General features: G+C 45.9%; 13 protein-coding genes. 5 read left to right on the top strand and 8 right to left on the bottom strand.

What is annotated here, in order from left to right:
* Positions 1-91: 91 nt before the first annotated feature.
* Positions 92-427 (top strand): helix-turn-helix domain-containing protein, encoded by a 336-nt coding sequence (locus tag ACVW2L_RS17830; protein WP_457129307.1) that lies wholly within the window; start codon positions 92-94, stop codon positions 425-427.
* A 28-nt stretch (positions 428-455) separates the two neighbouring features.
* Here ACVW2L_RS17830 and ACVW2L_RS17835 read toward each other — a convergent pair whose 3' ends face one another.
* From ACVW2L_RS17835 to ACVW2L_RS17870, 8 genes are all read right to left on the bottom strand, one after another.
* Positions 456-1,079, bottom strand: a complete 624-nt coding sequence (locus ACVW2L_RS17835; RefSeq protein ID WP_457129308.1) for a hypothetical protein — start codon at positions 1,077-1,079, stop codon at positions 456-458.
* A gap of 100 nt (positions 1,080-1,179) precedes the next feature.
* Complete coding sequence (locus ACVW2L_RS17840; protein WP_457129309.1) at positions 1,180-1,560, bottom strand: hypothetical protein; 381 nt, start codon at positions 1,558-1,560, stop codon at positions 1,180-1,182.
* Positions 1,561-5,268: a DUF6443 domain-containing protein gene (locus ACVW2L_RS17845; protein WP_457129310.1), complete on the bottom strand. Its 3,708-nt coding sequence runs from the start codon at positions 5,266-5,268 to the stop codon at positions 1,561-1,563. It abuts the gene before it with no gap.
* 371 nt (positions 5,269-5,639) lie between these two features.
* A complete protein-coding gene (locus tag ACVW2L_RS17850) occupies positions 5,640-9,251 on the bottom strand; it encodes a DUF5977 domain-containing protein (protein ID WP_457129311.1) in 3,612 nt (1,203 codons plus the stop codon).
* A gap of 26 nt (positions 9,252-9,277) precedes the next feature.
* Entirely contained in the window at positions 9,278-9,454 is a 177-nt protein-coding gene (locus ACVW2L_RS17855; protein ID WP_457129312.1) for a hypothetical protein, read from the bottom strand.
* 14 nt (positions 9,455-9,468) lie between these two features.
* On the bottom strand, positions 9,469-11,271 hold the full coding sequence (locus ACVW2L_RS17860; protein WP_457129313.1) for a hypothetical protein: 1,803 nt from the start codon (positions 11,269-11,271) through the stop codon (positions 9,469-9,471).
* Between the two features lie 818 nt (positions 11,272-12,089).
* Entirely contained in the window at positions 12,090-14,666 is a 2,577-nt protein-coding gene (locus ACVW2L_RS17865) for a type IV secretory system conjugative DNA transfer family protein (protein ID WP_457129314.1), read from the bottom strand.
* Positions 14,650-15,108: a hypothetical protein gene (locus ACVW2L_RS17870; RefSeq protein WP_457129315.1), complete on the bottom strand. Its 459-nt coding sequence runs from the start codon at positions 15,106-15,108 to the stop codon at positions 14,650-14,652. Before ACVW2L_RS17870 ends, ACVW2L_RS17865 begins: the two co-directional genes overlap by 17 nt.
* 497 nt (positions 15,109-15,605) lie before the next feature.
* Here ACVW2L_RS17870 and ACVW2L_RS17875 point away from each other — a divergent pair, with 497 nt between their 5' ends.
* From ACVW2L_RS17875 to ACVW2L_RS17890, 4 genes are all read left to right on the top strand, one after another.
* Positions 15,606-15,851: a hypothetical protein gene (locus ACVW2L_RS17875; RefSeq protein ID WP_457129316.1), complete on the top strand. Its 246-nt coding sequence runs from the start codon at positions 15,606-15,608 to the stop codon at positions 15,849-15,851.
* Between the two features lie 567 nt (positions 15,852-16,418).
* Positions 16,419-18,080, top strand: a complete 1,662-nt coding sequence (locus ACVW2L_RS17880) for a hypothetical protein (RefSeq protein ID WP_457129317.1) — start codon at positions 16,419-16,421, stop codon at positions 18,078-18,080.
* Positions 18,081-18,105: 25 nt separating this feature from the next.
* Complete coding sequence (locus ACVW2L_RS17885) at positions 18,106-18,468, top strand: hypothetical protein (protein ID WP_457129318.1); 363 nt, start codon at positions 18,106-18,108, stop codon at positions 18,466-18,468.
* Between the two features lie 11 nt (positions 18,469-18,479).
* The gene (locus ACVW2L_RS17890) at positions 18,480-19,208 is read left to right on the top strand and encodes a hypothetical protein (protein ID WP_457129319.1); all 729 of its coding nucleotides are present in this window, start codon (positions 18,480-18,482) and stop codon (positions 19,206-19,208) included.
* Positions 19,209-19,573 lie beyond the last annotated feature (365 nt).

Below are 19,573 nucleotides of genomic sequence, written 5' to 3' on the forward strand. Positions count from 1 at the left end.
TTTCAGCATTTAATATCCCTTTTATTTACCTGTTTTATGCTTATTTTTGTATATACAGGCTAAAAACAAGCATAAAAGTATCTTTTAAGAGATGAATGTAGGCAAGATCATTGCAGAATTAAGGGGCACAAAGGGTTGGTCGCAAAGTGATTTGGCCGCCAAAAGCGGCATTTCGAGGGTGATGATCGGCAAGTACGAACGCGAGGAAGCCGTACCATCTATTGAAGTAGCCAAAAAGATTGCCCAAACATTTGAAGTATCACTGGATTATTTGGCCGGAGAGGGGATTAACGCCCACTTTGATAAAAAGACTGTACAACGATTACAGGATATTGAAGATTTAAGCCCCGCTGTTAAGGAAAAGCTATTTTTTCTGATTGATACAATTCTACGAGATACCAAAGCACAAAAGGCTTACGCTCATTAATAAGAAAGCCCCATTCGGGGCTTTCTTATTACCATATTGCAGGTACAATTTTATTCTTATCTGGGACTTCAAATAACTTTCCTTCTAACTTCATTGGAGTGATATTTACTGCATTACTAATTAACGTAAACTGCTCATTTTCTGAGATCGTTTTTAATGGTAATGCCTTTGTCTTTGATATAACATAATACCAATTGCCGTAGGTGTGTTGCTTAAAAAGGGCTGGATTTACACTATACTTACTGTTATAATAATAAGCCGTTTTACTTTTTGGTGTATAAACAATTAATACATCACAAAGCACCCCCATAATAGTCTCTTTCCCTTTTTGAACTTCAAACTTCGTCGCTACATCATTATTTTTGCTATAATCCTCCCAATAAAGCGAGTCGGATTTAGCTGTAAGAGTGTAGCTCCTGTTTTCTTTACTGTTGTACAACTGCATTTTGATATACGCCCCATTAAAGACTGATTTGTAATCAGCTCCTTTAATATAGTAGTCTTGGGTAGTACCCATCATGGTCGCCAATTGCGCATCTTTCAATTGAGGGGACTTGCTTTTGTAGCTATTAGAATACGTAATCTTTCCTTCAAATGATTGAGCTAAGCACATCAATGGGCTAAGCATTAAAAACAAAACAATTCTTCTCATTTCTTCAATGGATTAAATGAACAAATATTAAAGACCTATACTTCCATTTAGGCCTACAGCTTAATGAAAATAATAGGTATAGTTAGGTATGCGTTAGAGATTATGTTTTTCTTAAACCTGATATAACAAGTAATATACCTAATATGAAAAACACACTAATAGATACAAATTCTAAAGTCAAATTTTCATTTGGTAATAACACTCGAGTTTCTTCTTCTAAATATCTTAACTTAATTAGATCCCCTTTGTTATATTTCTCGCAAAATCCTGAAGGTATCTGCTTTGAAAATACTTTTGAACCATATTGTATTTTCATAAACCATTTGGCTTTAGTGCCCACACAAGAATTAGGAATGTCGATTATTCTCATATCAACTAAGCGGCCACTTTTGAGGATCTTTAGATTAACTAGTTCGTCTTTTATAAAAAAGGCGGAACCAATTAAAAGGAGACAGCCTAAAAATAAATATGTTTTTTTCATTTAATTACGCAAAACCAATGGTTTATATTTTGTATTATCTTGTTGATTAGGCATGAAAGGTACACCAGACTTTCCACCTTCAGCACGTAATCCGTTAGAAGCATTTTGAGTTAAATTTCCAGTTGTACCTCCGACTGCTTGTTTAATGTAATTTTTCCCGTTCAATTTTGCTTGTGCTTGGCTGACATTGTTTGCTCGGCCCGAAGTGAGAGGTGGATTTCCAGCAACCCTTTGTGCCCGGTCTAACTGCCTTTCTGCGGTTTTTATATTTAAGACGCCATCTAACTTATTAGCTACGGCTCCCCCTATTTTATTAGAAATAACATCAGAAGCTGTTTGCGCTAAAGTAACCTTACTGCCGTCAGTAGATGTTAATTGCTTAGTAACCGATTCAGCGACATCTATTGCAGTCGAGGCGGCCTCGGGTGCATATTTACTTAACCTACCTGCTGCTGCAAATGCTCCTTTAGCACCAAGTGCCGAAACACCACTAGTTGCAGCACCAGCTAAACCAGATACAAGGATACTCGTTTTATTTACATCGGTAAATGCATCCATCCCTCGCTTCCCAGACATAAAATTACCTGCCACCTGAAATCCATAATCTACGCCAGCACCTATAAAAAATCCAACTACGCACGTAGGGCATCTTCCATCTGGATCGTCATACCTTATAGGATTGTTTAAGCCATATTGATATGGTGTTAAGCTTTCCTGATCGCCTTCTTCCGCACTTGGATCCACACTTGTCCATCTTCCAATCACCGGGTCATAAAACCGCGCACCATAATCGTATAGGCTTATCCCGTCCTGCCATTCTTTTCCGTTATAAAGGTATTGATTTTTCGGGCTGTTAGCTACAACAGCAAGATCCAAACCGAAAGGCATGTAGTCATCAACTTGTGTTGCTGTGTTACCACCGCTGCTGCTTGCAAAAGTTACGCGGGTATTGCCTAAGTGATCTTTTAGCGTGTACTCATAATTTGCCGTGGTTGCCGGGGTAAGAATTCGCCCATCCTCGATTTGAATAAAGTCGACCGTATTGCCGGTGTACTGGATGCCGACAATATAGTCAGTATTTACCGTCGTTCCGTTAACCACTGACCTTCTAAGCTTATTACCCGCACCATCATAGGTGTATTTTATTGTTGCGGATGGCGAAGTAAGCGTATTGGTTCTTGGCAAATTAAATACATTATACGCAATTGTAAGTGTCTTACTTGCATCGCTTAAAACGTTGCCATTAGCGTCATAGTTATAGGCATAGGTGCCCGATTTGTATCCTTTGGGGTTAGTGTCTCCGCTTGCATCAGTAACGCTTTGCAACTGATTGGTCTCATTCCCGCCGCTTGCATAACTGTATGTAAGGTTATCTGCGAGTACATTGTTAATGTCGCGTTTCAACGCAGTGATATTACCGGTCATGTCGTAACTTATCGCTCGCTCATTATTGTTAAAGTTGCTTGTTGAGTAGCCACTTGTTAGCCTGTTAAGCAAATCATAAGTATAAACGTAGCTCTTTGCATTAGGTGCCGCTTGCGTTCCCCAGCTTTGACTTGCTATGTTGCCGCTGAACTGAGGCGTTGGTGTGATGCCTGCTACTGCGCTTAAATCGTTGTATTGCAACTGTTCTTCAAACAAAGCGGAATTGAGTTTTGACAACCAGCCGCGTTCGTTATAGGTATAGCTTGTACTTTGCAAAAAGCTTGAGCCATTGTCTGTACTATGCTGACGCCTGGCCTGCCGTTGCCCCAATTCGTTATAAACCACCTGGTTTAGCATCAGCGGGTAACTGCCGGGTAGCGTTGTTGTGTTATTGGCAAGTGCAAGCCATGTTTCTTTTTTTCGTCCCATATGGTCATACACATACCTGTTGCCAATAGTATGTAATGGTGTTGAAGTAGAGCCATTGTAGTGCTCACGTGCCACTTTTTTTACTTCGCTAGTAAAATCATTATAGTCGGCTTTTACCAGGTCAAACTTATTTAAATTTTGCGACCCTCCCTGGTAGTGTTGAGCATACGTAGCAACGTTTCGACTTTTTTGGTCATAATATAACGTCTTCCACAGTACCGGTATGCTGGTATAATTTTGGTCGTATGCGGGATAAATGTATGTGTTGTCGTCTTTTACTATTGCTGTAACAGTAGCAGTCTGCAATCCTGTTGTAGCGGTGCTTATGCCAGCAGGAGCTGAATAAGCAGGAATACCAATTATACCGTTAAGATTATCATAGTAATTAACCACAAGTGCTTTCATGTTGGGCGTGTTGCCTGGTTGCGCCTTTGCTGTATAGCTATTCCAGTGACCAAGAGCGCTTGTTCGCGTTTCCCATAAATCAGAAGCGCCGTTAACTATGTTTTGTATAAACGCTCTTGTTTGATTATGACCAATTTCAATACCGGTCATTATTACTCTTCCTAACGCATCGTATTTTATAAAACTGCGTTCTTGGTTTGCCCGCTGCACGGCGTCTTGGGTAAAGACAACTTGATCTAACTTATTGTATATGGTTTCTTCCCACCCATTACCAGGAACTCGTTTATTAATTAAACGGTTATACTCATCGTACTGGTATTGATAACATAAATTATCAAGAACAGTCTGATTTGAAGTTGTAGTTAACCCATTATCCGGGTTGGCTTTCGGGGGTAATACAAAAACAAGATTACCGTAGTCATCGTATACGTAATAAGTGCTTTGTTTAACGAGTTGCCCATCTACCGTTAAATAGGCCCTTTTTAACACAACCCTACCGTCTTTATCCTTATATTCCTCGGTAGTCCCCGCGCGGCCGAGGTCCGGCGTCCAGTTTTCATCCTTTGTTACCGATACAGACAACTGATAATCGCCGTATGTGCCGTACGTAGCCAACGTTCTGCTGAAGTTAGCATTTACTGTTGCGTTATATAAAACTACTTTCCTGCTGATTGTATTATCGGTGCCCCAATCGATACTGTTGTTAGCTGAATAATTTACTACTACTGTTCTTCCAGCGCTATTTGTTCTGCTAGCCGATGGTTGCCATGTGCCCCCGGGCGCTCCTTGCTCCAATATCCTATTCAACGGTGATATCTCGAATACGGTTTTGGAGAATGCGAAACCGGGAATTGGCGCGATTCCTACGGGCGGCGCCGCATAGAAACTGCTTTGCTCGGTTATTGCGGATGGCCTATAACTGCCATTACCATTATTTGTTGTCAGCACGTAAGGCAGGTATTTTTTTACTTCCCGTCCATTTTCATCGTACTCAAAGGGCTGCACAATATCGTTTCCGAAGGGACTTGCTTTTGACTGAATGCTTTGCGAAGGTCGGCCGAGGCCGTCGTAATACTGAATGGACTGCATTACGTCGCAATTGGTATAGGCACCCGAAGCCCCAGTCCCATTGGCTTGCCCCGGAATGTAATTGGCTATCCTCGGAATCGTGGTCAGCACGTAATTCTGGCTATTGGTGAAGCCCGTACTAAGCGGTTGGCATTCCGTCCCTATATAGAATTCCACACTTTGACCTATGCCCGGTATAATATCGGTGTTTGGCGAAATGGTTATTTCAGAGGAATGATAGTACCTGCCGTTCGTATAGCTACCTGTTACAGGACCACTGACATAGGTTTGAGCGTATGACCTGAACGCGGCGAATATGACTAACAGCCCTACAAGCAGTACTTTGCTTGTCTTGCCAATGTATTTTATTTTTCTTATCACGTTTATAAAGGTTAGGGTGATGGCTTTTTGTGATTTAGGCCCCGTGGCATCATTGTTGTACTCGACGCTTAAAAAGAGTGTCAGCGGCCTTTAATCTTGCTCCCCGTACCGGATGCGCTAAACGGTACAGGTTAAGCTGAATTAAGCTGTCAGTTTTCCTTCGTATTGGGGCTTCCGTAAGTATAATGCTGTCATTAGTAACAAATTTTGATTGCTGACGCATTTTGGCGAATGCGAGATTGATTCGCCGTTGTCTGTTGCTGGTGTCTCGCGTTTGCGCGTGGCTAAGTTTAGGTAAGAGCAAAACCATTACCGCTACCATTGCCAATTTAAGTTTTATTATATACATCGTTCAAATATGTTAATGGTTTTTAGTAAAGATAATACGAGCCATAAGTAGGCGCGGCTGTGTAAAGTTGCAGCGGATCTGTAGCTACTGAAAATTCAAATCGAAATTGCTCGTTTATCAATTGTCTTACAGCCATCTGTCCCATTGGCACTGCGGAAACGTTCGCATCCACGACATAGTGAGCAGGCCAGTCAGCCTCACTATTACCGGCTAATTGCCGGTAATGCATGATAACGTTGACATCCATCTCATAAGGTACTGCCAACGGAATGCTGCAATTTATATCGGAATAAAACTTCAGATACAAGTCAGCATGTACAAAGTCCGGATATACGTCTGTTCGAAAATTGTCCATCTCCACACGAGCATATATTGCCCCTGGCGTACATGTTGCTAACGCGTTAGCCTTCACTTGGCCAGTTATTCGTAAATCGGACAGGGCTTTCCGATCGGCATCTTCTTGTGAAATGGTGGATTGATATTTGCCAGCAGGAACGGAATACACCAGCGTTGGCACAATGTATCCTGGCCCGCATGTTAATTTCTTAAACCTCTTCGTTTGAGCGGCGCTGATGTACACAGTCGTGTTGAGTGCACAGCCTGTTGCCTGACCGGCATAGTTATAACATATGCTTTTAGTGATATTACCCTCATTGTCTTTCACATACCTCAAGCGCCCCGCATTATCGTATTCATAATAAATGGTCTGGTTTCTCTGGTCCGTTACACTTGAAACTTGGTCACGATCATATGTATAGGTTGTCATCTGCGCGTCAACCGGTATTATCCTTACGTCGTCCACATCGTCACTTGTTCCGGAGCGTAGGGTTTTAGGGCCGGTATACGGTTCTGTGGCAAACACCCATAGCCCTGTAGGACTAGTCCTATACCAATAGCTTATATTATAAAGGCGCCCATTTGGAAGAGAAAATCCACAGTAATAAGGCCCCTCGTTATATCTGGTACCTGTATGAGCGTATCCATAGGCCCCAGCGTCTTCGAACCCTTCAAAGTAACTTTCTAAATGACTCGCGTTTGTCACTTGTGCAATTCCATTACTCTTATTTGAATCATAAATGTAAGAGCTTTTAGGACCCGCTTCTTTATTCATGCTTAGTAAATTACCCGCGTTGTCATATGCGTTAAACTGGTTAATGTTTCTAACCGGGCCTGTTCCGTATTGCACCGTTTCTAAACTGGGTTTGAATTGTCCTGTAAAGGATTCGATATAGTTGGCACCTTGCTTTGCGATTTGTGTTGCCCCTTTGCTGGTTATAGTTTCGATAAGCGTCGATACATTATTCTTGGCAACCATTGCGCTATAAACACCACTTGGATCAAGCAGCAAAGCAACCATGTTTTTAGGATAATGGTTCTCGATAACAATCGTCTCTCCCTTACTGTTCGTGGTTGTTACATTTAAAACATTCAGCGTAGTGGGGTCGTATGTGTACGATGTATTCGTTGTTATATATTTCTGAAGATCATAGTCTATAAAAGTCTTTTCTGTTACTGTAGACGCCAAATAAGCGTTAGTATATATTTTATAGGCGAATCCGTACCAAAATTGGGCAATTGGGACATAGTTACCGTAAATATCGTATTTGGGATAGTCCAAGTCCTTGAACGTTTTATATGCCCTCACATAATCGTTGCTCTTGTTAACCCTTTCATACGCGATGCTAGTCTGCTTGACGATTTGCGAACTACTGGTAAAGGTCGTCTGCACAAGCGGTTTCCCTCTCTCGTGCGCATTGTAACAAAAACCGGGGACTGGGGACCAGCCAAACGATGCCGAACCAGCTGGTGACTGGTCCATGTATTCCCCGCTTTGTCCGTTATCGAAGTTGGAAAAAACTGTATTTATGTAAGCGCCATCCGCGTCAATTTCAGTGACCTCACTGTAACTTATATGAGGCCCATCAATTTGATCTAATTCAGACTCCCTCAAATCATACAACCAAAAGTAATACTCACTTTCGAACCGTTCACTCGGTTGATATGACAGAACACCGGACGAAAGCGATGCCGTTCCACCACTTGATGGATAGTTACCCGCATACGAATAACGCTTAAATCCGACACGGACGTTGTTTTTATCATAACTGTTTATCTGCTTTATCCTCACGCCCCCTGCGTATCGATTCGTAGTGTAAGCAGACAAACTGGCGCGATTGGAAAGTACCTGTTTTGAATAGTCGTGTGGCTCCCATGTATATTGAACATAACCGCCTGTTGGATAGACTATTTTGTCAAGCAATTCTGCCCTGCAATTAGTAGTGTCAGCATCTCTGGACGCGTAGAACGCAGCAGCGGTTGTGCCATACGGTATAGCACTGAAATACTCCCAGTGGTCGGTTTTGTAAAGTGACTTCGTTGACGATGGCTTTCCGGAAAATGAGAGTGCATTGTAGCCCATCATATGTTTTGAAATTTCTGAGCCATGCAAGTCAACTTCGGTTATCTGTTGAAGTTTTAAACGGTCCATGGGAGTGTTTTGATAACCAAAAACATACTTTTTAATTTGGTTTGAGCTTTCGAGGTCGTTGACAACGATAGCGTCTAACTTAGAAAGCTCGCCTGAGTTCGAAGACCTAAAAAACTGGATGTCTAATTGGTCAGTCTTAATAGATGAAAGATAACGAATGTCCGTTTGCTGGTCATATGATCCCCAATAAGAAGAGCCAAACCGCCCTTGGAGCTTTGATATAACAACCTTGTTTCCGGTTTCGTACGTGAAGTCGATTGACTTACCATTTGGCAGAAGGATTTGCGATAAATTCCAACTCTTTACGCCCATATATGACATTTCATAAGAGTTTGTTGATCCGCCGAAGATATATTTTATGCCTTTGTTGTCGATTAGTGTAATACGAACGAGTTTTTTTTTATTTGGCATGGTGATACCAGGGCCTGGAGAGGGGGGCCAGCCCGGCATGTCCGGGAATAACTTCCAATTAGCAACAGGTATATCAATAAAATCAGTAGGGCCGATCACTACCTGTACTTTGTTATCACTTCTTACCTTCCATTGCCCGTGGTGATCCATATAAAATGAACCGGAAATGTTACCCACATTAAAGCTGAATTCGTCCGGAGCGTAATCCTTTATTGTAACGTATAGCTGATAGTCGTTCCTATTAAATGAGTAACTATTAACGTCCGTCACGGCAGCTTCAATCCGAGCAGCAGAAATCCAGTTCGTGTCCGCCAAATAATTATGGCTATAAAAATAGCCTTGTGCTGCATCGCCTGTGATAGCCTCTACTCCATCTATGGAATAATTCATATCGTCTGGCTTTTCGTTAATTTTACGAACAATAGATCCACCCGCATTTAGGTTCCAGCCTAGTCCTACCCAACTGGCATACGTGTTTGGCTTCACACTGTTTGTACTATAGGTCAAATCTATTGGTAGATTGAATCCCTGTACGGATATATTATAAAGCGGTATTTGTATAGCGGGAGAGCCTGTGTTATTTGACTGAGGGTATTTATCATAAGTAGTGAAGGCCGCAGCATTGGGAGAAGGAAATTGCGGTCCTTGCGTGAATTGTGCGTTTCCGTCGCTAACGACGAATAAACTTGCTATTGTAAGTGCAACTAGATTTACATATTGTTTCATATTTTGCATAAAAATTAATGCGTTTTAAAAAGTTATTAGATATAATAAACGAGCATAAGATCGATTATGTCACAGGTACAGAAGTATAACCTTTGATGCTGATCGTCGGCATTTGCGAACTTGGGGTATTTGGCAAGTTCCGTTGACCCATTGGGAATAGGAAAATGCAATGCTGCAAAAAGCGCAATAACGGTTGAATAGGTTTTTTTCATTGTGATAGATTTGCTTATAAAGCCTTGTCGTTTTTGGTTTTCAAGGCTGTTTCCAAAGCCTTGATACGGCTTTCCTGCTTGGAGTTTTTATTATGCTCATCCATTAAATAAAGCGTCAGCTCCTCCACCTTCTTCAGCAGCAGCCTGTTCATTTCTCCAAGGTCCTGGCCGTCGGCTCGAACCTCCTTTGCCGCAGGCATGTCCGGCAAGCGATGGTTCTTTTGGATAAAGGCTCTGACGGACGCAAGGGACGGCAACTTGTAGCTCCTGGTAAACACGAAGTCCGGCCAACCGCCGGTTTCCACCTTTACCCGCTTAGCCCTTAAGACTCCCGCCGAAGTGAGTTGTAAAGAGATGTATGATTTTAACTGCGTATCGTTTAGTGTAAAATATGCCGCCTGGTTAAGGGTCGGGACTGCTGCAAAGTTAAGGTTTCCCTGAATGTCACTATACATAACCGCTCCGCCGTCGCCAACAGCACTGCCGTTAAGATTGCCGTCAAACCGCCATGTGTCGTCTGTCATGCGGGCCGCGTTGAAGCCGAGGTAACTGGTCCCCTGCAGCGTCGTCGAATTAGCGCTTCCTATGCTCAGTTTCGTGCCGTTGGTGTTTACCTGAAAAGTAGAAAAAGGGGTGGCGGTATTGACGCCAACTAGACCATCTGAAGTCATGGTTACGGTCTTATTGCCCGCAGGCCAAAACTGAAGGTTACCTTGGTAGGACTGGATGTAAGACGTTGTGCCGGTTGCGGCATCGCCCAAGCCAATGGTGGGGCTTCTCCCTAATTGATCCCCAGAGTTCGTTCTGGTAATCGAGATGTCTGCACCCTGCCACGACGCGCCGGTACCCTGAAGTCTTATCTGCGCGTTCGTAGAGTTTATATCTAAAGATGCTGCGGGGGATGCTGTTCCGACGCCAACATTGCCCGCAAAGTAGCCTATTCCCGTGTTGGTTACGGTGAACTTCGACGTATGCCCGCCCAGTCCTCCAGCAGCGCTACCGATCCCCGCGTCGATCAGGTACTTGCTGCCGGAACCGGTAGCCTGCTCGTATGGAGAAATCCACAGTCCGCGATACCCCGCAGTGCTCGTTTCGTTGACCGTTGGAATGATTGCAATCCCGTTGGAAAAACCTGATGTATTTTTGAACGTCCCGATTGTTCCGAGTGCGGAGCCGCCGGTTATGTTGTTGTCGTCAACGGTCGTCGAGCCTGTGGTACCTCCTCCCGAAATGGTAATTCCCCTGTTCTGTGCGACTCCCTGAAGGATGGCTACTGACCTTCTTGTTCCGGTTCCCCCAGCTTCGGAAGCGATAGTGAACACGTTGCTGTTCCAGTACTGTCTGACGCGTTCATAGTTGGTGGTCTGGTCTGCGGTGTTGTAGGCGGCAAGACCAGTTGAAGTAGAGCCTAGAGTAAGGGTGTGGGTAGGGCTGGAGGTGCCAATACCAACGATACCGTTCGGAAACGATACGCTATTGACTGCCATTGAAGTTCGGTTTACGTTGATCCACGCGTTCGCGCTGCCGTTAATGTCATTTACGACACGTCCAGAAAAGTTTGATCCTGTATTAACCCAGTCCCAGAGCTTTGTGTCGGTAGCCGCAGCAGTGTTTTCCATAATGAACTGCCCTCCGTTGGTCGAAAGAAGTAAGGCGGCTGTGGTTGGGTTGGCAACTGAAGTTCCGACTGAAAGTTTGGATGACGGCGCTGTCGTACCAATACCTACGTTGCCACTTGAAGGAAACGTATTGGTTTGGGCATAGGAAAATTGAAGCGCGACGAAAATCGCAATCAGAATTAGGGCGGTTTTTTTCATTGTGATATGATCAAGTTCGTTATCAAACAACGTGCTGCGGGCGATTTCTTACTCGCAGGTAGCTTTCCTATCAGGACGCGAGGATTGGCAGCAAAGACTCGGTCTCGGCTATCGTGATAAGGCAATGGCTCTAGCAATAGAGATGAACTAATGTAAAAACATTTTTTGACAATGCAAAATGTTTTAAGTGCGCAATGTCAACATTTACCGAAACCCTTCACGGTCACCGCGCTGAAGCCCTTCCTTTCTGTTCGCGTCAATCGTACGTTGTTGTAGGCGCTCACCAAAAAGAATATAGTGTTTTTCGCTTGAATACAATAATCAAACTAATATTCCAATATCTCCGCATAGACGTCGGCAAATAGTTTCCCTTCTGTCGTTCTTAAGCGATGATAAACGCTTCAGATAAAGCAAACTTCTTTGTCTTTGCCGGCGGTTCATAGTTTTAGGTCACCAAAAAAAACTCCCCTCAAATGCCCGCTTTGAACAATGATGTTTTCCGAATAAAAGCACGCATTTTGTGAAAAACATAGTCCAAGTGCCCTTTTAAAGCCGGTCAAACAACCTGCGCGGAGCGGTTAGAATTCATCTTAAAACCCATGTAGTTCGAACATGGTTATGGAACATGCGAGCGGTCTCATCGTATACGGGGAATGGTTGGCCATCCTTTGTGCTTCATGGCCGCTATGCGGGTACTCGCCGGACAGCAGACTATAACTTGATTGTATCCGGCAGCCATGCATTTTCTGACGTTGTGCAGCTCCCACTCGGCGCCGGTGGATACCGACACTTCTATAGCCAGGCGCGTACTGCCCTTTTCAAGCAGCACGTCGACCAGCCCTGTTCCGTCTGGCGTTGTGGCTTCCACCTGGGCGCGATAGCCGTATTCCTGCGCAAGCTTCCTGATGCCGTGCTGGATGCGCCACGTGCTCGCGCTGCTCGTGCCTCTTCGCAGCCGCAGCGGTATCTTCCCCCTCTTGCTGCACAGGAGCGGGAGGCGGCTTTGGCGACACTGGCGGCTCCTGCGTTGCCGGCTCCGCGTAAGGCAGAGCTTGATCCTTTGGCGGCATGCCGTACCGCCGCCTTGAACGTTCCGTTATTTCTTCTTTAAAACTTCTTGAATTTTCGCCTAGGTAACGGTCAACGGCAATGTTGAAGCTCCCTTCATTGGTATTGACGCGCGCAATCGCCTCTCCGGTGCCAAGGTTCAGCAGGTCCTCCGCGGCGAAGTGGGCAAGGGAGTCCTGCAGCCTTTTGGCGTCGGCGTCGCTCGCCTTGAAGACGATTCGGGTGCCCGCGTTGGCCATGAGGCTTGCGGCGATGTCGTGGTCGGAGATTTGCGCGAGCTGCTGGTGGGCGAGGATAAGGGATAGAGCGTATTTTCTACTGCCCGCTAAAAGCTCATTTAGAGTAGGGCTTACGAAGTGGTGGAATTCATCTATGTAGCAATAGAACGGAACGCGCTCTGCCGCTTCCTGTATCTGTCGTGCCATGGCAGTCTGTTGCAGCTTTGAAACCAGCAAGGCTCCCAAAAGATAGCTGTTTTCCGCGCCCAACAGCCCTTGAGAGAGCTTGACCAGTACCACCTTCCGGCCGTCCATCAATTCCCGAAAGTCCAAACCCTTTGTTTGGCCGACCATATTGCGGATGACCCTCGGCCGAAGGAAACTATCAAGTCTCGTCAAGATTGGCCCAATTGACGTGCTTTTAAGCAAGGGGTATTCCTTGTGCCAATAGTATGCGATGTCCGGGTCGGTGCAGGTTTTTAACACTTCAGTGCGATACAGCGGCTCGATAAGGAATTTGCGCAGGTCGGCTATGGTGCCTGCCTTCCTGTTATACACGAAGGCGCATATGGCGTTGGCAAACACGCTGTTCATTTGGTCGCCCCAAGAGGTGCTGAAGCGCCTGAACAGCGCGACAAGGTCGGAAGCCAGCAGTTCCTTTTCCAGGTCGCTGTGCGCGGCCAGGATGTTGAAGCCGATGGGAAATTCGCCGTCGCTCGGGTCTATCAAAACGACACGGTGTATATGTTCCTCGGAAATATCGTGCAATACGGCCTCGTATAAGTCCCCATGAGGATCCAGCAGCATGCAGCCCTCTCCGTTATTGATATCCTGCATGAGGAGCGAGTGAAGCAGCGTCGACTTGCCGGTCCCGCTGCTGCCCAAAACGTGCATGTGACGGCTGCGTTGCGCCGCGTCAAGGGTTGCAACATTTTGGCTGCCGAAATGCGTGTTGGTGCCCAAGTGATACGCATGTCCCAACAGTGAAGCAGGCACGGGCGCGGTCTTTGAAAAGCCGCCCGAGAGCTTTCTCGAAACTGAACCGCTCGGGACGTGCGCTAGCGTAGCCAGCTCAGCGCTGTTGAGCAGCATTCCCAGGCGGCGGGAGGTGCGCATCAGCATGTCGTACAGACGCTGCGGCACCGTGTAGGTCTCGTCAGGAAGCGAGATGAGCGAGTTGAACGGCGATTCGGCAGCGTGCATGAGCGGTACCGCCAGCTGACGGAACAAGACTTCAGCTTCTTCCAAAAGCCCATCCTGCGCTATCAGGCGGACGGTAGCTGCAAAAAGGGGCCTGGCCGCCTTTTCCGCCGCAAGCCTGGGCATTCCCGGGGCATCCCAGAAGAAGGAGCCGCCGTTGTCGCTTACGCTTTCGACCAGCGTTTCCTTCCATTGGTTGACCGTTCCCGAAAACAGTATCTGTACAGCCGCCTGCTGTTCCCCGGCAAGGTGCTCAAGCACGGCGTACAGGCTCAGCAGCGGCTCGCCTCCGCCCCTATGTGTAGCAAGCGGCCGCATGCATTCTTCCGCGAGACCAAAGTCGGTTACATACAGCGACTGCTCAGACCGAATGAGCTCAAACAGGGCGTCCTCCGCCGTTTCTTCGAAGACGCACTCCGGCAGGTGCGCGGAGAGCTGCCTGCGGACAAAGGCCGATACCTGATCCCTGACGGCAAGCTGCATAACGATCCGTCCGCTGTCTGCCACGACTTCCACGCTCATGGGAGGCAGGCAGGCCGCCAATAACGAAAGCGCCCGCTCCATGGCATCCGTGGTGCTTCTGGACTGGCGGGGTACGTGAACGCGAATTATGCAGAGCTCGCCCTCCTCGGCAAACGGAATGGGTTCGAAGGCAGTATGGTCGTATTCTGGCAATGCCTGTTCTCGCGGCTCCCTGAAGGCGGCGGCTATGCTGCTTAGCCAGGTCGTTTTCTTCCCGTCGTCAACATGCACAGTTGGCGTCTGGTAGGCGTAGAACGGCACGAAGGGCGGCTCGAGCTCCACCGGTTCGGGAGCCAGGAACCACCCCCTGCCGCGCTGTTCCCAGGCGTAAAACTCCGCGGTGCGCTTCTGCGCCGGCGTCAGGGACATGTCAGTTTCCAGCGGCATCCTGCATTTGGCGGTATGCCCTGGTGCCTGCCAGCTGTTTTACGGTGTCCTCAATCACGTTGGTTATGCTTTCCTTGAACAGGATCTCGGTGTCCCACTGGAACAGCGTCTTCGTTTCCGCCCTCTTCGCTATCGCGCTGCCGACAAGGGGAAGCCTGGCGGCGACCTGCGCGCCGATGCTTTCGGTTTCCCTCAGCCAGTAGGATATGAAGAAGCTCGTGCCGAAGGGCGCGGCGCAGATGAGGTACTGGTGGCGCTTGCGGCTCACGACCAGGTACTCCCTCCGGTCCGAAAAGATGCCGTCCTCGGACATGTTCCTGCGCGAGCACTTCACTTCGGGATACCTGCGGCCGGCGATGGTGTCCTGGACATGCTGGTAGAAGGCCTGGGAGGAGATCTGGAGGTCGTCAAAATAGTGGTGACGGTGTTTCTCGATGTTCATGATGACAAGGTTAAAAGGTTCGCATTCCGCTTGCTGGCAAGCGGTTACGTAAAGCTAATGACCTTTCCTGAATAATCCAAATGGCGGTATTGCTGGCGCGCACCAAGCTATTGCTGCCGCGTTAAGCAACAACAATGCGCGCGAAGGCGGCGGCAAGGCTTGCCGGACAAAAATACTACTTGCAGAAGTGGAGATTTTTGTCCGGGCAACTTGCACGGCCTTGCGCGGCCGGGGGGCATACATTTGCGGGGCGCGGCGGCAACGAGGAGGAACACGGTCGGAAGGAATTATCCCACAACAGCGCAGAAATTCATTGGCGCCAATGACACCGCCGTATAAATAAGGCGTGCGGCCAAGTCATGGAAGGAATGAAACGCGGAAAATCATTTCAATGCTGAGCGACCGGCTGCGATCTAATGCTAAGCCCCTGTCTATTAGACAAATATTTTTGCTTTTTTGAAAATTCCTTTATCTTAGTGCAACTAAACCAACATATCATGAACGAGCAAAGCTATTTTTCCTCACTCGCACTTTACATGTTTATTGCCTTCATCGCCGGCATCGTAGTAACCCGCCTGATCTTCAGCATTCCTCGCTTCCTTCGCTACCAAAGGGCGCAGATCAAGCTCCTTGAGCTGATGGCCAAGAGGCAGGGCGTCGACGAGGCGCCTATCTCCCAGATCATCAAGGACAGCATCGAATGGGAGATGATACGCGATTACGGGCAGGACCCCAAGGCGTAGACAGCGCTTTCATAGGATGCCAAAACAGGCTCAATCGTAAGGCGGCGGCATATAATTCAAACTTTAGATCAGAGGTCTATCCTTGAGGAGTAGGTGCAGAAACTGGGGCAGATTATCGTGCCTCAACAACAGGGATTGAAACTACTGTCTTCAACAACGGCTTGTCGTATCAACGGTTGGATGATACTCCGGATGATTCTGTATGCACGCTCATATGTCCCAAAAGTGGTTGATAATATCCTAAATCAAAAGCATCAACCCGATACAGACGCTGTAGCGCAACCTATTGCTTATGAGACCCAATAAAATGGGTCTTTTTTGCTTATCGTAAAAAAAGAGTCAGTTAATGAATAACATCCCCAATTGGCCTCAAGTTGGTCGTCGCAGCGTCAGCCATGTTTATAAATAAAGCCTTTGTAAAATCACCCGTACATCTCGTTCTCAAGATCTTTATAGGTTAGCAAATGACATTGTAAAAAGTGCGTGGAATTATTTGATTTTTTTTACGATTTGTCTTGGATTATTGCCTTATTACTAGTAAGTTAGCAAAACCTTAACTATTACCACATGCGAAACTTATCACTTTTGTCGTCGCTTTTATTGTTATTGACAATTACCGCATTAAGAGCGCAAGCTCAATCTGACATCAAAAAGGTTCCAGTTGTTACGGTTGACTTAAAATCAACATTTCAGGAGGTGCCTCCCTTTGATGTTCCATTTAATATTACCGGCGCGATAGGCGATGACGTTTTTGAAGTAGGGTTTAACTATAAAATTGATAAAACCCGAACAAGGAATGATGGTTATTATTTTCCCAGCTTTGCGGCAATTGACCCGGGAACCCAGTATCTGAAAAACCCGCCACAGCCATGGAGCCGTAGCAACAGCGCTCAAAAAAGCTTTCTGGTTGGAAGTGGCGAAATACACCCCAACGTTCCATACGTTTATAAATTTATCGTTAAATCGAAATTCGGCGCAACGCCCGCCACTGCTAAAAAGCTTTCCGATGATGTCTTCAATGCCATTCAGAGCTTCTTTGCGCAGCACCCTACAATTACCGGCGAATCATACCTTGGATTGCAAGCCAGCTTAAATAATATGCTGTTACAACAAAAGCCAAACGTAAAAGATAGTATCTTAAATAAAGATGGTAAGGAAGTTACAATCGATTCAAACGATGAGCCGTTCGCGACTGTTCGCGATGCCTTTTGGCAACTTGCGTATAAACAAGCGGACCTGGGGAAAAACAAACAGGTTTATTTGGAAAATATTGACGAAAAGATTACAAGAAACAAGACGCGCATTGTAACGACTCTGAAATATATTTTACTGCACGCGCCGGCAACTTTCTTAGATAGCAGTATTGATGCTTACGGTTCTCAGGAAAACATAAGTGTAAAAACAGCTTTGACAGCTTTTTCCAAATTAATTGACGCGGATGCGTTTGACAAAATATTTGCCGGTTCTGTGAAATTTCAAGGCAGTGACTTTGTTTATAGCCCAGATACACTTGCGGATGATAAGACGGTAAAAGTGACAATAGCTTTCCTTGATTTTTTTGCGAAGCATAGCCAGAATGGGCCTACTGTGGCAGAAAGTGAATTTATTCAAAAATGTTTCAGCGGCGCGGAACCTTTTGTAAGTTCTTTTGAAAAGGACCTAATATCCCTGATGGTTGACGCGCCCAAGTTGCAGCAAGAATTCGCCGCACGCTTTACTCCAATTATATTGCAATGGGTGATAGCGCAAACTTATTTAGTGCACGAAACCACAGAAGTATCAATGGAGACTGAAAATAGCCCTTACATAGGTGCCGACGTAGGCGTGGGCTATAGCTGGGCCTTAAGCAATTTCTTTTTGTATTATGGCGCGAACGTTTATCTAAAACCGATAAACAAAGATACGCCGCTTAGGAAATACAAGGGTTGGGACATCTTGCTGAAGCGCCTGAGTTTGTATGTCGGCATAACTAAGAACTTTTTTGGTGACATAAACACCACACGGTACGTCACTTCGCTCGGCGGGTCGAACAATTTGCTGCTCGGCGCGGGCCTGCGTCTTAACCGGGCCATACGGATCAATATAGGCGACCAGTTTTATTTTTTAAAGAATAGCAATCCTTTAATAGACACCAAAGAGCTGAAGCACTCGCTAACAATTTCAACAACTATTGATGTTAATGTGGCAAAGGGCTTTGGCAAGGTAGCGACCCTGCTTGGAATAAATTAACCGTTGTAACTTAAAACCTCAGCATATGTCACTTGTACAAACAATCAATGTGGGTCTTCAAGATGCCCATGGCAATAATGTCTCCGCAATCGCTCTTGACGCTCATGGCCAAAGCGGAACTTATTATCTCATTCCTTATTTTCACACCATTCCATCTGGAATGCAGAAGGTAGACCTGCATATTGCCAATCTTGACCCCTGGGCTTACAAGTTTTCAACCGAACGGGAAATTTATACCCTTGACCCCGACCAGTCCTACAGAATACCCTTTCAGATAAGCAAGGCGATGCACGGTGCTCCAAACGTCGTGCACTTTAACTTCGTGACTAAGGAACACGGAAGTCTTATGAGCCCGTATTACACTACGTTTGCGTTCAAGGCAATTTAACCCGTACAGTTATGAAATACTTGATATTATTGTTGGTCGCGGTACTTTGCTTTAATACGGCCTGTCAAAAAGCAGACAGTCGTATTGATGCCGTGGTTATCGACGTGAAAATCCCGGGTAACGATACCCTAAGGGCAGACGGATTATCGCTTACGCGCGTAAAAGTTGTTTTGCCCGCAAATATAACGGAAGAGTTTAGAACCGTGACGTTTTCAGGTACATCACTTGGTACCTACCAGAATTTAGCGAATTCTAAGTTACGGATCGACAGTACGGGTGCGGCTAATGCACTATTATTGATGGGAATGGTATCGGGCACGAATTATGTAACTGTTAGTATAACCAAGGGTACTCAAACTTTCACGCAAACCGAACCTTTTATAATTAAACCGTCAAACCCTGATAATATTGTGATAGAATCAGCCGCCAGCACTATTGATGTTACGACCCCTAATGTATTTAATATTTATCTGCTTAAGAAACGCGGGTATGTCTCTAAAGGGGTAACAGCTAAAGTTGAGCTATACCAGCTAGATATCAGCGGAAAATCTACCAGCGTAGGACGGGTGAGCGATTTAATTGGCAAGGGTGTGGTAGACACAACGGGCAAGATAAGTTTTAACGTTAACGCCGATACTGGTGATATAGACAAGACTTTACCATTATATGTAAAGGTTTCGGCCCTTAATGATGCGAACGAGCCAGTAACGTCCATTTATGCTATTCGAATAAAGAAATAATAAATTAAAGTTTAAGAGTCTTTATATAGAATTGACTAAGAGCAGGAGTAGAAATAAAGCAACCATGCGGGTTTGGGCCCGTTTATGTAAATTTTAAATTCCTTAATAGCCCTTAACGCTTATTAAGCTCTGTGCGCCGCTCACACCGTCGAGTATTGAAAAACCCCTTACCAGGTAGTTCTATCGGCTTCATTTAAGTCTAGCGAGCCGTTCGGACCACCGGAGAGCAACGCAGGTGGTCGCGAGTTGAGCAACGGTCTATGCAGAGGGAGCAAAGCGGCTGCATAGAATGTCTTACACGAACAAAGAATTCAGGATTTGTTATAGGAGAAATGGGCACTGTATGGAATAGCAAATGCGATTTC

It is taken from the genome of Mucilaginibacter sp. HD30, assembly GCF_054061755.1.